Here is a 13,333-nt window from a genome sequence, read left to right as displayed (position 1 = left end):
AAGCTGGGGCCCCAGCTTTCACAACAATTGACAGCGGTGGTTATGGGTCCCGGGTCGCGCTGCGCTTGCCCGGGACGACAGCGCTTACTGATCTACGACTACGCGACCGCGTCGAAACACCAGGCCAGGATGCCCTTCTGCGCATGCAGGCGGTTTTCCGCCTCGTCGAACACCACGGATTGTGGCCCGTCGATCACCTCGTCGGTGACCTCCTCGCCGCGATGCGCGGGCAGGCAGTGCATGAACAATGCGTCCGGCTTGGCGAGCGACATCAGCTTGGCATTGACCTGATAGGGCCGCAGCACGTTGTGGCGGTGCTCGCCCTCCTTGTCACCCATCGACACCCAGGTGTCGGTGACGACGCAGTCGGCGCCGCGCACGGCGGCTTCCGGATCGCTGCCGAGCATGATCGGCGCGCCGGTCGCCTTGATCCAGTCGCGCATCGGCTTCTTCGGCGACAGCTCCGGCGGGGTTGCGACATTGAGCTGGAACTTGAACCGCTCGGCGGCATGCGCCCAGGAGGCCAGCACGTTGTTGTCGTCGCCGGTCCAGGCCACGGTCTTGCCCTCGATCGAGCCGCGGTTTTCCTCATAGGTCATGAGGTCGGCCATCACCTGGCAGGGATGCGAACGCCGGGTCAGGCCGTTGATGACGGGGACGGTGGCGTGAGCCGCGAGCTCGAGCAGCGCGTCATGGTTGAGGATGCGGATCATGATCGCATCGACATAGCGCGACAGCACGCGCGCGGTGTCGGCGATGGTCTCGCCGCGGCCGAGCTGCATCTCGGCACCGGTCAGCATGATGGATTCACCGCCGAGCTGGCGCATGCCGACGTCGAACGACACCCTTGTGCGGGTCGACGGGCGCTCGAAGATCATCGCCAGCGTCTTGCCTTCAAGCGGCTTCCTGCCCTTCTCATGCGCCTTCAGCTTCGCCTTCATGGCGGCTCCGGCGGACAGCATGTTGCGCAGCTCGCCGAGCGGCAGCTCGTTGATATCGAGGAAGTGACGGACCGGCTTGCTCATTATCCAGCCGCCTTCTTCGGCTGGGCCGCCGACAATGTCGCGCAGGCGCGCTCGAGCGCGGTGATCGACGTATCGATCTCGGCCTCGGTTACGATCAGGGGCGCCAGGAACCGTACCACATTGTCGCCGGCGCCGACGGTGAGCAGCTTCTCGTTGCGCAGTGCTGCGATCAGGTCGCCCGACGGCACCACGGCCTTGACGCCGATCAACAGCCCCTCGCCGCGCACCTCCGACAGCACGCCGGGATAGCGGTCGACGACGGAAGCGAGCTTCTGCTTGAGCAAGAGCGACATCTTTTGCACATGCTCGAAGAAGCCGGGTTTCAGCATGACGTCGAGCACGGCATTGGCGGCGGCGACCGCGAGCGGATTGCCGCCGAAGGTCGAGCCGTGCGAGCCGGGCGCCATGCCTTCGGCCGCTTTCGCGGTCGCCAGCACCGCGCCGATCGGGAAACCGCCGCCGAGCGCCTTGGCCAGCGACATCACATCCGGCGTGACGCCGGTGCGCTTGTAGGCGAACAGCTCGCCGGTGCGGCCCATGCCGGTCTGCACTTCGTCGAAGGCGAGCAGCAGGCCATGCTCGTCGCAGAGCGCGCGCAGCGCCTTGAAGAACGCCTGCGGCGCCGAGCGCACGCCGCCCTCGCCCTGCACCGGCTCGATCAGGATGCCGGCGGTGTGCGGACCGATCGCCTTCTTCAACGCCTCGATGTCGCCATGCGGCACCTGGTCGAAGCCGTCCATCGGCGGGCCGAAGCCTTCGAGATATTTCGCCGAGCCGGTCGCGGCCAGCGTGCCCAGCGTGCGGCCGTGGAAGGCGCCCTCGAAGGTGATGATGCGGTAGCGCTCGCCATGGCCCTTGGAGAAGTGATAATGGCGGACCAGCTTGATCACGCCCTCCATCGCTTCGGCGCCGGAATTGCAGAAGAACACGAAGTCGGCAAAGCTCTGCTCGCACAGCCGCGCGGCCAGCACCTCGCCGTCCGGGCTCTTGAACAGGTTCGACATGTGCCAGAGCTTGGTCGCCTGGTCCTGCAGCGCCTTGACCAGATGCGGATGCGCATGCCCGAGCGCGTTCACCGCAACGCCCGAGGTGAAATCGAGATAACGGTCGCCGTTGGTTGCGATCAGCCAGGCGCCCTCACCGCGCTCGAAGCCGAGATCGACCCTGGCGAAGACGGGGAGCAGATGCGACGTGGCAGCGTTGGTCATGGCGTTCACTGACGGTTTTTGAGCCGACAATTGCCGCGGGGCTTGACGCCAGCGCAGCAACGGCCAGCTTCGGAAAACAAAACGGCCGCCTTTGCGGGCGGCACGTGGCGGACATTCTATGCTGCGGTCGGTAGGTGTCAATCGCCACGAAGTGGCCTTCCTGCAATGCGAAACGAGCGCAATCCGGAGCATTCCGGTGCGGTGGAAAAGCCTCATCGCAATGCTTAACTGTATCGGAACATGTGGACGCACGGCCGCGGACTCTTGCGCCAGAGTCACGCCATATTGTAGCGTTTGGCCTGTCGGGTACGACATCTCGTGCGGCAGTACTGGACCCTCTAAGTAGCCTTCGTATCGCGCGTAAACGTTCGGGCGCAAGACCGCGCCCGGCGAGGGCTAAGGGATTCTGGCCGCAGGGATATTTGTCCAGATTGGCTCGCAGCGCCGCTCCAATGATTGGCCGGCGCTACGCGAAGGGAAGAATGCGATGACTGTATTGACCTGGTCCGACGATCGCGTCGAGCAGCTGAAGAAACTCTGGGAGTCTGGCCTGTCGGCCAGCCAGATCGCGGCGGAACTTGGCAATGTGACGCGAAACGCCGTGATCGGCAAAGTGCATCGGCTCGGCCTCTCCGGCCGCGCCAAGGCCCCCTCCACGGCCGCGCCGCGGCAGCGCAAGGCCCGCCCCGCCCAGCACATGATGCGGGTGGCGCGCCCGGTGTCCCGCGGCAACACCGCGCTGGCGCACGCCTTCGAGGTCGAGATGGAGCCCGATCCGATCTCCTACGACAATGTGGTGCCGATGAGCCAGCGGCTGTCGCTGCTCGAACTCAACGAGGCCACCTGTCACTGGCCGGTCGGCGATCCCTCAAGCCCGGAATTCTTCTTCTGCGGCGGCAAGGCGCTCGGCGGCCTGCCCTATTGCGCGCATCACTCGCGCGTCGCCTACCAGCCCGCCGCCGATCGCCGCCGGCCGTCGGCGAAACCGCAGATCAAGTGAGCACTCGGGAAACTACGGAAGACCTGAAAAACAAATCCCCGCGAAAGCGGGGATTTTTTTATGGCGCGTGGCCCGTTACATCATCGGCGTCGTCCCGGCGAAAGCCGGGACCCATAACCACTAATGCGTGTTGTTAGAAAGCCGTCTGGCCCCGTGCCGATTACGCCGGCCGCGGCGTATGGGTCCCTGTGTCTTGGAAGTCTGTCAGGATGAGGGTGGGCGGGAAGCCGTTGGGTCCTTGGCGCTTGACGCCGTGAGCCGGCTCGGTCTCCCGCCCGTTCCATCTATCAACCTGAACAGTTGCACGAGGCTGCGCCAACAGACCTCGCATCACAGGGACAGGCACCGTGATCATAGCTCTTCGTTACGTCGGAATCGACATCTCCAAAGACCACCTCGACATCTTTGATGAGGCTGACGGCGTGCCGAGGCGCATTGCCAACGCGCCACAGGCCATCACACAGCAGGTGGCGCGTTGGCAATGCGATGCGCTGGTGGTCTTCGAGGCGACGGGTATCTATGACCTCGCGCTTCGCGAGGCGCTGCGTCAGGCCGGGATCCAGTTCGCACGGATCAACCCGGCCCGTGCCCGCGACTTTGCACGGGCCAGCGGCCTACTCGCCAAGACCGATCCGATCGATGCGCGGATGCTGGCGGCCTTTGCGCGGGCCATGCAACCCGCCCCCGAGCAGGTCGCCGATCCTGCACGGGGCGCCTTGGCGAGGCTTGCAAAACGGCGGGATCAGCTGGTCCTCATGCGCGCCCAGGAGAAGAACCGGCGCAGCGAGGCCGACGATCGCGCCATGGCCGAACGCATCGGCCGCCTCATCGAGGTCCTCGACAGCGAGATCGCCGAGATCGAGGCCGACATCAGCGCATTGATTAAAGCCGAAGCGGAGATCGCGGACGATGCGAAGTTAATGCGTTCGCTGCCCGGCGTGGGTCCCGTGGCCTGCATGCAGCTCATCGCGCAGATGCCGGAACTCGGGCGGGTCGGACCGAAACAACTCGCAGCGCTCGCTGGCCTTGCTCCCTTCAACGTCGACAGCGGCGCCTTCCGCGGCAAGCGCAAGATTGCGGGCGGCCGAAAGCGCGTTCGTGACGCCCTCTATATGGCGGCCCTCAACGCAGTTCGCAGAGCAGATCCGTTCAAGGCCTTCTATGCACGACTGCGACAGGCGGGAAAACCAGCCAAACTCGCCCTCATCGCCGTCGCCAGGAAGCTGCTCACGGTCCTCAATGCCATGATGCGAGACCGAAAGCCGTACCTGCAGACCAAACCAACATAACAGTTGCCGGCTCCCGTGCGCAATTGCGCACTAGGCCGGGACGACACCGTGCTACGGGATATGAATCCCGCAACGGCCATTACGGCTGCGGCTCGGCCTTGGCAAAGCGGTCGTCGAGCGCGTAGCCGGCGCCGCGCACGGTGCGGATCGGATCCTGCTCGCGGCCCGGATTGAGCAGCTTGCGCAGGCGGCCGATATGCACGTCGACGGTGCGTTCATCGATGTAGATGTCGCGGCCCCAGACGCTGTCGAGCAGTTGCTCGCGGCTGAACACGCGGCCGGGATGCTCGAGGAAGAATTCGAGCAGGCGATACTCGGTCGGCCCGAGATCGATCGGGCGGCCCGAGCGCGCCACGCGGCGCTTCTCGCGGTCGAGCTCGATGTCGCCATAGGTCAGCACGGTTGCAAGCCGCTCCGGGCTCGCGCGGCGCAAGAGGCCCTTCACCCGCGCCAGCAGCTCCGGCACCGAGAACGGCTTGACGATGTAATCGTCGGCGCCGGTGGCAAGCCCGCGCACGCGCTCGCTTTCCTCGCCGCGCGCGGTCAGCATGATGATCGGAAGCTGCTTGGTCTCGGGCCGCGCCCGCAGGCGGCGGCACAGCTCGATGCCGGACAGGCCCGGCAGCATCCAGTCGAGGACCACGAGGTCGGGAACGCGCTCCTTCAGCCTCGTGTCGGCATCGTCGCCGCGCCCCACCGTCTCGACATCGTAGCCTTCCGCATCGAGGTTGTAGCGCAACAGCGTCGTCAGCGCTTCCTCGTCTTCGACTACCAGAATGCGTGCGCTCATCGGTTTAAGTTCTTTCTCTGTGGTGATCCGTTGCCCAGACGCAAACCGAAACGCTTACTTCCTTGAGCATAGTCCCCGCGGAAACGAATTGTCGCGAGGATCGTCCAGTTTCACTCTTGCCGGTTTCGCGCTTGCCGATGATGCCTTCAGTTGCCCGGCACCGTGGTGGCAAAAGTGGTCATGTCCCCCTTCGGGCGCTTGTCGGTGATCTGCTGGCCCTCGATCATGTAGAACACGGTCTCTGCGATATTGGTAGCGTGATCGCCGATCCGCTCGATGTTCTTGGCGCAGAACATCAGATGGATGCAGAACGAGATGTTGCGCGGATCTTCCATCATGTAGGTGAGCAGTTCGCGGAACAGCGAGGTGCAGATCGCATCGACCTCCTCGTCGCCCTTCCAGACGTTCATCGCCGCCGGCAGGTCGTGCGCGGCGTAGGCGTCGAGCACCGACTTGACCTGCGACAGCACGAGGTCGGTCATGTGCTCGAGGCCGCGGATCAGCTTCAGCGGCTGGAAATCGCTCTCCAGCGCCGCGACACGCTTGCCCATGTTCTTGGCGAGGTCGCCGATCCGCTCGAGGTCGGTGGCGACGCGCATCGCGCTGACGATCTCGCGCAGGTCGATCGCCATCGGCTGGCGGCGCGCGATCGTCAGCACCGCGCGCTCTTCGATGTTGCGCTGCAGATTGTCGATCTCGATGTCGGCGGCGACCACGCGCTTGCCGAGCGCGACGTCGCGACGGATCAGCGCGTCGACCGACTCGGTAATCATCCGCTCGACCAGGCCGCCCATCTCGGCGACCAGGCGGGTCAACTCCTGCAGGTCGCTGTCGAATGCCTTGGCGGTATGTTCAGAAGCCATCGCTTGTCTCCCTCAAACCATGATCCCGGGGATCATGGTTTCGTGTCCTGAATTTTAGCATGCCCTGATCGGAAAACCGGTTTCCACTTTTCCGGATCATGCGCCGGTCAACCGAACCGGCCGGTGATGTAGTCCTGGGTGCGCCGATCGCTCGGTGAGGTGAAGATCTTGTTGGTGTCGTCGAACTCGATCAGCTCGCCGAGATACATGAAGGCGGTCTTGTCGGAGACGCGCGCCGCCTGCTGCATGTTGTGGGTGACGATCGCGATCGTGTAGTCCTCGGAGAGCTCCTGGATCAGCTCCTCGACCTTGGCGGTCGAGATCGGGTCGAGCGCCGAGCACGGCTCGTCGAACAGGATCACCTCGGGGCGCACCGCCACGGTGCGCGCGATGCACAGGCGCTGCTGCTGGCCGCCGGAGAGCGACAGGCCGGACGCGTTCAGCTTGTCCTTGACCTCGTTCCACAGCGCGCCGCCGCGCAGCGCCTTCTCGACCCGGTCGTCCATCTCGGACTTCGAGATCTTCTCGTAGAGGCGGATGCCGAAGGCGATGTTCTCGTAGATCGTCATCGGGAACGGCGTCGGCTTCTGGAACACCATGCCGACCCGCGCGCGCAGCAAGTTGAGGTCGAGCTTGGGGTCGAGAATGTTGGTCTGGTCCAGCATCAGCTGGCCGACCGCGCGCTGGCCCGGATAGAGGTCATACATCCGGTTGAAGATGCGCAGCAGGGTCGACTTGCCGCAGCCGGACGGGCCGATGAACGCCGTGACGCGGTTGGTGCCGAGCGTCAGGTTGATGTTCTTCAGCGCGTGGTGCTCGCCGTAATAGAAATTGAGATTGCGCACCGTGACTTTCGGCGGCGCTTCAGGCAGCGGAACCTGGGGAACGTGGCCCGCGGCAGTCGTGGAGACGGAAAGCTCGGTCATTTTGCGGCCCTTTCGGCACCAAGGATACGCGCGCCGATATTCAACGCGAGCACGGTGAATGTAATGAGCAGCGCACCGCTCCACGCCAGCTCTTTCCAGTAGGCGTAGGGGCTCTGCACGAAGTTGTTGATGGTCACCGGCAGGTTGGCCATCGTCTTGGTCAGATCCAGGCTGAAGAACTGGTTCGACAGCGCGGTGAACAGCAGCGGCGCGGTCTCGCCGGCGACGCGGGCTGTCGCCAGCAGCACACCGGTGATCAGACCCGATCGCGCCGCACGATAGGCGATCCGCTTGATCACCAGCGAACGCGGCAGGCCGAGCGCGGAGGCGGCCTCGCGCAGCGGATTGGGCACCAAGAGCAGCATGTCCTCGGTGGTGCGCAGCACGACCGGGATCACGATCACCGCGAGCGCAAGACTGCCTGCGATCGCCGAGAAGCCGCGCATCGGCACCACCACCGCACCATAGATGAACAGGCCGATGATGATCGAGGGCGCGCTGAGCAGGATGTCGTTGATGAAGCGGATCACCGAGGTCAGCTTGTCGTGCTTGCCGTATTCGGCGAGGTAGGTGCCGGCGAACAGGCCGAGCGGCGCGCCGATGCCGACGCCGATCACCGTCATGATGAGCGAGCCGACGATGGCGTTGAGCAGGCCGCCTTCGGTCGAGCCGGGCGGCGGCGTGTTCTGGGTGAACAGCTGCACGCTGAGGCCGGCAAGGCCGTTATAGACCAGCGTGATCAGGATCAGCGCCAGCCAGGTGACGCCGAACAGCGCCGCGCCGACACAGAGTGCGCGGATGACGATGTCGCTGCGGCGGCGGGATTTGTAGATCGGGTTCATGGCGTTACTTCCCCGCCTTCTTTTCAAGCCGCATCAGCATCAGCCGCGCGCCGGCGAGCACGAAGAAGGTCAGCACGAACAACAGCAGGCCGAGCAGGATCAGGCCGGACTGGTGCAGGCCGTCGCTCTCGGCGAATTCGCTAGCGATCGCCGCCGAGATCGTGGTGCCCGGCGCGAAGATCGACGACGAGATCCGGAACGAGTTGCCGATGATGAAGGTCACCGCCATGGTCTCGCCGAGAGCGCGGCCGAGCGCCAGCATGATGCCGCCGATCACGCCGACGCGGGTGTAGGGGATCACGACGTTGCGGACGACTTCCCAGGTGGTGCAGCCCATGCCGTAGGCGGCTTCCTTCAGCACCGGCGGCACGGTCTTGAACACGTCGACCGAGATCGCGGTGATGAAGGGCAGCACCATGATCGCAAGGATCAGCGCGGCGTTGAACAGGCTGAGATAGGACGGCGGACCGGCGAACACCGCGCCCAGCACCGGGACGCCTTCGAAGATCCGGATCATGAAGGGCTGGAAGGTGTTGGCCAGGAACGGGCCCAGCACGAAGAAACCCCACATGCCGTAGATGATCGAGGGAATGCCGGCGAGCAGCTCGATGGCGATGCCGATCGGGCGGCGCAGCACTTGCGGGCAGAGCTCGGTGAGGAACACGGCGATGCCGATGCCGACCGGAATGGCGATCATCATCGCGATGACGGAGGTGATCAGCGTGCCGTAGATCGGGCCGAGCGCGCCGAGCACCGGCGGATCGGCCGAGGGCGCCCAGCGCTGCGTCCAGAGGAAGGCGAAGCCGTATTCCTTCATCGCCGGCCAGGCGCCGACGATCAGCGACAGGATGATGCCGCCGAGGATCAACAGAACCGAGATCGCCGAGATGCGGGTGATCCAATAGAAGGTGAGGTCACCGAGCTTGAAGGCGCTGAGGGCCTTGGCGCGATCGTAAGGTCCCGCGGCTTCCATCACATCGCTCTGAACAGCCATGTCTGCCACGCCAATCCCCTCTTTAGTATGCAAAAGCCACGCAAACCGCTACGCCCCGAAGCGATCTTCACTGACGCATTTGGCCGGGCGTCGTCGTTCCAGCCACGCCTCTTGAGGCGCGAACCCCGGCCTCGATCCCGCGCTTGTTGCCGCGGTGATGGAGACCGGGTCTTGGTCGCTCAACCTGTGCCGCGATCGAGTCGGCACAGGTCCTGCCGCAACGTCGGACTTAGCTCTTGATGTCCGAGGACCAGGTCTTCTCGATCAGCTTGACGACCGCGTCCGGCATCGGGATGTAGTCGAGCTCTTCGGCTGCCTTGTCGCCCTTCTCGAAGGCGTACTTGAAGAACTTGAGCGCTTCCTGCGAGGCCGCCTTGTCGGTCGAGTCCTTATGCATCAGGATGAAGGTCGCCGCGGTGATCGGCCAGGAGGCTTCGCCCGGCTGGTCGGTCAGGATCACGTAGTAGCCGGGAGCCTTGGCCCAGTCGGCGTTCGAGGCGGCGGCCTGGAAGGCAGCGATGGTCGGCTGCACGGTCTTGCCGGCCTTGTTGACCAAGCCGGTGTAGGTCAGCTTGTTCTGCTTGGCATAGGCGTATTCGACATAGCCGATCGCGTTCTTGGTCTGGCTGATGTTGCCGGCAACGCCTTCGTTGCCCTTGGCGCCGACGCCAACCGGCCATTCGACCGCGGTGCCGGAACCGACCTTGGACTTCCAGTCGGCGTTCGACTTGGAGAGATAGTCGGTGAAGTTGAAGGTGGTGCCCGAACCGTCCGAACGGCGCACGACGGTGATCGCATCGCCCGGCAGGGTCAGCTTCGGATTGAGCTTGGCGATCGCCGCGTCATTCCACTTCGTGATCTTGCCGAGATAAATGTCGCCGAGCACTTCGCCCGACAGGATCAGGTCGCCCGGCTTGATGCCTTCGAGGTTCACGACCGGGACGATCGCGCCCATCACCATCGGCCACTGGACGAGGCCGTCCTTCTCGAGCTGCTCGTGCTTGAGCGGCGCGTCGGTGGCGCCGAAGGTCACGGTCTTGGCCTGGATCTGCTTGATGCCGGCGCCGGAGCCGATCGACTGGTAGTTCAGACCGTTGCCGGTCTCCTTTTTGTAGGCGTCAGCCCACTTCGAATAGATCGGGAACGGAAACGTCGCGCCCGCGCCGGTAATATCGGCAGCGAAGGCCGACGTCGAAGCGGCGATCATGCCGGCTGCGACGATTGCTTTGATGAAATTCATGGGTTGTCTCCATCCAGTGAGCGAAGCGCCGAATGCGCCCGATCGCGCTCACGCCGGTCCATCTAGGAGCGGTCGGTGCTGCTTTTACGAAGGTTGGATGACAGTTGGATGACAGCGCTAACCAGCTGAAAACGCTTAGCTTTGGGTTGGTAACGGGGTCTTCGGGCGGGGAAAACAGGCGGTAAAAGTGGCGCCGTTCTTGGGCACGCTCTCGATCAAAAGACGCCCGCGATGACGGTTAAGAATATGTTTCACCAGCGATAATCCAAGGCCCGTTCCGCCCTGGTTACGGCTGTCGCCGACGTCGACCCGGTAGAAGCGCTCGGTCAACCGCGGCAGGTGCTCCGGGGCGATGCCGGGGCCGAAATCCCGTACCATGACACGGATTTCGGGGGTGCCCTCGCCCGATGCGCCCGAAACGGCCTGATTCAGCGACACTATGACGCGGCCCCCCGAGGCGCCGTATTTGAGGGCGTTCTCGATCAGGTTCTCGAACAGGCGGAGCAGTTCCTCGCGGTCGCCGGCGATCATGACCGGGGCCTGAGGCAGGTCGACCTCGATCTCGACCTGGCGCTCGCTGGCCAGTGCCTCGAGCCCGTCGGCCACCTGGCGGATGATCGGCACGATATCGATCGAGGCCTCGGGCCGCACATGGGCCGACAGTTCGACCCGCGACAGCGACAGCAAATCGTCGATCAGCCGCGCCATGCGGGTGGCCTGGGTGTGCATGATGCCGAGGAAGCGCTCGCGCGCCCGCGCGTCCTCGCGCGCCGGCCCCTGCAGCGTGTCGATGAAGCCGGACAGCGCGGCGAGCGGCGTGCGCAGCTCATGGCTGGCATTGGCGACAAAGTCGGCGCGCATCTCCTCGACCCGGCGCAGCGGCGTCAGGTCGTGGAAGGTCATCAGCATGCATTTCTCGGTGCCGCCGAACTGGGTCGGCACCGGCACCGGCGTGATCACCAGTTCCATCCAGCGATCGACCGGAACGTGGTCGGTATAGGTGGCGCGGCGCGGCTCGGTGGTCGCGATCGCCTCGCGCAGCGCGGTGATGATCTCCGGCGAACGCAGGGCAAATTGCGCCAGTTCGTTCTTGCGCAGCGCCGGCGCGAGCTGCGCCGCGGCGGTGTTGAGATGGATGACGCGGCCGGCGCGATCGAGCAGCACGGCCGGGTCCGGCATGCCAGCGACGACCGCGCTGACCGCGGCGGCCTCGACCGGATTGACGCCGCGGACATCCTCGCGCGAGGTTCCGGCATCATGCAGCCGCCATGGCACCAGCGCCGCGGCCGCGATGCAGACGAACACGGCGCAGGCGCGCACCAGCGACAATTCGCCGAGCGCGACCACCACGCTCAACGCCAGCGCTGCGGCAAGCAGGATCAGCGCGGAGTGGCGCAACCGGTCGGGCCAGGGCGAGAAGATGGAGGAATGCGAATCGTCAACTGCCATCGCGGCGGCTTTCATCCCGTCGGTTCATGTCTCGCCCAGGCGCGGTCACATCGACCTTCCCTCGGGAGGCATCGGGCCGCTTCATCAGACCCCGGAGTCACCGCGCTTGCGAACCAGAACCGCCTCATGGTGCGGCTCGGCGCGGGGACCCGAATCAGCCTGCGGCAGCCGTTTGAGTCGGGCGCCGACGATAACCTCCCGAAACGTCAGCAAGATTACAGATATGACGAACGGCGCAATATAGTAGAGCAGCCGGAACAGCAGCATACCGCCGAGCAGGTCCTCGCGGTCCATCTGCCAGAGGCCGACCAGCATGGCGGCGTCGAACACTCCGAGTCCGCCGGGGGAGTGGCTGGCGAAGCCGAGCAGGGTCGCGGACACGAAGATGACCGCGACCACGACGAAGCCGAGATTTGGCTCGTCCGGCACCAGCACGTACATCGCCAGCGCGCAGAAGCCGAGGTCGAGGATACCGATCGCGATCTGCAGCAGCGTCAGCGGGCCGCCCGGCAGGGTCACGGTCCAGGGGCCGCGGCCGACCACCCGCGGCTGGGTCCAGACCCAGACCACATAGGCGACCAGCGCGGTGATGATCGCGAATGCCAGCGCCCGGTTGAGCCAGGGCGGCAGCTGGTCGATGTTGGCGGCCGCCTCCGGGTGGTAGGCGATGCCGAGCCCGAGCACCGCGGCATTGCCGAGCCAGAAGGTGAGCCCGGCGAGAAAGCAGATCTTGGCGACGTCGATCGCGTTCAACCCCCACGCCGAATAGATCCGGTAGCGCACCGCGCCGCCGGTGAAGACGCTGGCGCCGACATTGTGGCCGATCGAGTAGGAGGTGAAGGCCGCGAGCGCGTTGATGCGGTAGGGCACATGGGCGTGGCCGATCGCGCGCACCGCGAACAGATCGTAGAAGGTCAACGTGAAGTAGCCCGCCGCGACGAACAGTCCCGCCAGGGCAATCTGCCGCGGCTCGGTGCTCTTGATGGCCTCGAGCACCTCGTTGGTGTCGATGCCGCGCAGCATGTGATACAGGACGTAGCAGGCGATGCCGATGACGGCGATGCTGATGACAACACCCAGCCGATGCAGGATTTGCTTCTGGCGCAGAAACGCCATCGCCCTGCGTATTGCTTCCAGCATCTAGACCTCGAATTGCGATCCCGCGACGACGGCTCCCGGGCGAACTCCGCCGGCGCTTCGCTGTGCCCTGGCCCGTGTAGCGCGTTTTAAACCGGAGTGGAATTCGTCAAAAGACAATAAAACGCGCATCTTCAAGATATTACGGATGATTCATGACAGCGGGTGCACAAATATGCGCGTTTCCCGCCGCCTTCGACAAGACTTGACATGCGCGTGCGGCAGTTAGCCCGCCGAACGGTCCGCAAGGCCATCCGGGAAACTACGGTGAAGCATCGGCACGGCCGAATAGAGAATGATCGTCCGCTACCCGGCCGACAGGCGCTCGGCTGATCGTCAATCCCGCGCGGCCGTGACCGCGGCGACGATCTCGGCGGCATCGGGAAAATGTCCCTTGGCGCGCCTGGCGACAACCTCATCGCCAAGCTTGACCTCGAAGATGCCGCCCTTGCCGGGGATCAGCGTCGCGTCGACGCCAAGGCGCTCGCGCAACAGCGCCGCGGCCTCTTTCGCACGCTTCTCATAGCCGCACGGCCGGCAATAGGTGATCGAGACATTCGTCATGTCATG

Annotated in this window: 13 protein-coding genes; 2 read left to right on the top strand and 11 right to left on the bottom strand. The window is 64.8% G+C overall.

All coding sequences use genetic code 11. The annotated features are described in order from the left end of the window. Positions 1-98 precede the first annotated feature (98 nt). Both argF and ACVWYP_RS09450 read right to left on the bottom strand, forming a co-directional pair. Positions 99-1,025 carry an ornithine carbamoyltransferase gene (gene argF, locus ACVWYP_RS09455; RefSeq protein ID WP_016844071.1) on the bottom strand — a complete coding sequence of 309 codons (927 nt, stop codon included), beginning with the start codon at positions 1,023-1,025 and terminating at the stop codon, positions 99-101. Continuing rightward, positions 1,025-2,233, bottom strand: coding sequence for an aspartate aminotransferase family protein (locus tag ACVWYP_RS09450; RefSeq protein ID WP_304498445.1), 1,209 nt, complete (start codon positions 2,231-2,233; stop codon positions 1,025-1,027). Before ACVWYP_RS09450 ends, argF begins: the two co-directional genes overlap by 1 nt. 487 nt (positions 2,234-2,720) lie before the next feature. Between ACVWYP_RS09450 and ACVWYP_RS09445 the strand changes: the two genes are divergently transcribed. Together ACVWYP_RS09445 and ACVWYP_RS09440 are read left to right on the top strand one after the other, a co-directional pair. Further along, positions 2,721-3,233 (top strand): GcrA family cell cycle regulator, encoded by a 513-nt coding sequence (locus ACVWYP_RS09445; RefSeq protein ID WP_304498444.1) that lies wholly within the window; start codon positions 2,721-2,723, stop codon positions 3,231-3,233. A gap of 347 nt (positions 3,234-3,580) precedes the next feature. Continuing rightward, entirely contained in the window at positions 3,581-4,522 is a 942-nt protein-coding gene (locus tag ACVWYP_RS09440) for an IS110 family RNA-guided transposase (RefSeq protein WP_304498443.1), read from the top strand. A 79-nt stretch (positions 4,523-4,601) separates the two neighbouring features. On the opposite strand, the gene phoB is transcribed toward ACVWYP_RS09440, so the two are convergent. The 9 genes from phoB to ACVWYP_RS09395 all read right to left on the bottom strand — a co-directional run bounded on the left by phoB (position 4,602) and on the right by ACVWYP_RS09395 (position 13,327). Continuing rightward, positions 4,602-5,312 (bottom strand): phosphate regulon transcriptional regulator PhoB, encoded by a 711-nt coding sequence (gene phoB / locus ACVWYP_RS09435; protein ID WP_016844067.1) that lies wholly within the window; start codon positions 5,310-5,312, stop codon positions 4,602-4,604. A gap of 146 nt (positions 5,313-5,458) precedes the next feature. Next, a complete protein-coding gene (gene phoU / locus ACVWYP_RS09430; RefSeq protein WP_016844066.1) occupies positions 5,459-6,175 on the bottom strand; it encodes a phosphate signaling complex protein PhoU in 717 nt (238 codons plus the stop codon). Positions 6,176-6,282: 107 nt separating this feature from the next. Next, positions 6,283-7,101, bottom strand: coding sequence for a phosphate ABC transporter ATP-binding protein PstB (gene pstB / locus ACVWYP_RS09425; RefSeq protein WP_016844065.1), 819 nt, complete (start codon positions 7,099-7,101; stop codon positions 6,283-6,285). Continuing rightward, entirely contained in the window at positions 7,098-7,943 is an 846-nt protein-coding gene (gene pstA, locus ACVWYP_RS09420; RefSeq protein WP_035631484.1) for a phosphate ABC transporter permease PstA, read from the bottom strand. Before pstA ends, pstB begins: the two co-directional genes overlap by 4 nt. Positions 7,944-7,947: 4 nt before the next feature. Further along, positions 7,948-8,937, bottom strand: a complete 990-nt coding sequence (gene pstC / locus ACVWYP_RS09415; protein WP_028340523.1) for a phosphate ABC transporter permease subunit PstC — start codon at positions 8,935-8,937, stop codon at positions 7,948-7,950. Between the two features lie 229 nt (positions 8,938-9,166). Then, positions 9,167-10,177: a phosphate ABC transporter substrate-binding protein PstS gene (gene pstS / locus ACVWYP_RS09410; protein WP_038384874.1), complete on the bottom strand. Its 1,011-nt coding sequence runs from the start codon at positions 10,175-10,177 to the stop codon at positions 9,167-9,169. Positions 10,178-10,312: 135 nt separating this feature from the next. After that, the gene (locus ACVWYP_RS09405; protein WP_028340521.1) at positions 10,313-11,626 is read right to left on the bottom strand and encodes an ATP-binding protein; all 1,314 of its coding nucleotides are present in this window, start codon (positions 11,624-11,626) and stop codon (positions 10,313-10,315) included. Between the two features lie 84 nt (positions 11,627-11,710). Next, positions 11,711-12,766 carry a putative bifunctional lysylphosphatidylglycerol flippase/synthetase gene (locus ACVWYP_RS09400; protein ID WP_026192163.1) on the bottom strand — a complete coding sequence of 352 codons (1,056 nt, stop codon included), beginning with the start codon at positions 12,764-12,766 and terminating at the stop codon, positions 11,711-11,713. A gap of 333 nt (positions 12,767-13,099) precedes the next feature. Beyond that, complete coding sequence (locus ACVWYP_RS09395) at positions 13,100-13,327, bottom strand: Rdx family protein (RefSeq protein WP_304498442.1); 228 nt, start codon at positions 13,325-13,327, stop codon at positions 13,100-13,102. Positions 13,328-13,333 lie beyond the last annotated feature (6 nt).

This window comes from Bradyrhizobium sp. USDA 3262 (genome assembly GCF_054060035.1).
This window is presented reverse-complemented; position numbering and strand designations above follow the sequence as displayed.

Bases quoted from the DNA above. Each gene is read 5' to 3' on its own strand.
- ACVWYP_RS09395 (WP_304498442.1), bottom strand. From the start codon at position 13,327: ATGACGAATGTCTCGATCACCTATTGCCGGCCGTGCGGCTATGAGAAG.
- pstA (WP_035631484.1), bottom strand. From the start codon at position 7,943: ATGAACCCGATCTACAAATCCCGCCGCCGCAGCGACATCGTCATCCGC.
- argF (WP_016844071.1), bottom strand. From the start codon at position 1,025: ATGAGCAAGCCGGTCCGTCACTTCCTCGATATCAACGAGCTGCCGCTC.
- ACVWYP_RS09405 (WP_028340521.1), bottom strand. From the start codon at position 11,626: ATGGCAGTTGACGATTCGCATTCCTCCATCTTCTCGCCCTGGCCCGAC.
- pstS (WP_038384874.1), bottom strand. From the start codon at position 10,177: ATGAATTTCATCAAAGCAATCGTCGCAGCCGGCATGATCGCCGCTTCG.
- ACVWYP_RS09400 (WP_026192163.1), bottom strand. From the start codon at position 12,766: ATGCTGGAAGCAATACGCAGGGCGATGGCGTTTCTGCGCCAGAAGCAA.
- phoB (WP_016844067.1), bottom strand. From the start codon at position 5,312: ATGAGCGCACGCATTCTGGTAGTCGAAGACGAGGAAGCGCTGACGACG.
- ACVWYP_RS09450 (WP_304498445.1), bottom strand. From the start codon at position 2,233: ATGACCAACGCTGCCACGTCGCATCTGCTCCCCGTCTTCGCCAGGGTC.
- pstB (WP_016844065.1), bottom strand. From the start codon at position 7,101: ATGACCGAGCTTTCCGTCTCCACGACTGCCGCGGGCCACGTTCCCCAG.
- ACVWYP_RS09445 (WP_304498444.1), top strand. From the start codon at position 2,721: ATGACTGTATTGACCTGGTCCGACGATCGCGTCGAGCAGCTGAAGAAA.
- pstC (WP_028340523.1), bottom strand. From the start codon at position 8,937: ATGGCTGTTCAGAGCGATGTGATGGAAGCCGCGGGACCTTACGATCGC.
- phoU (WP_016844066.1), bottom strand. From the start codon at position 6,175: ATGGCTTCTGAACATACCGCCAAGGCATTCGACAGCGACCTGCAGGAG.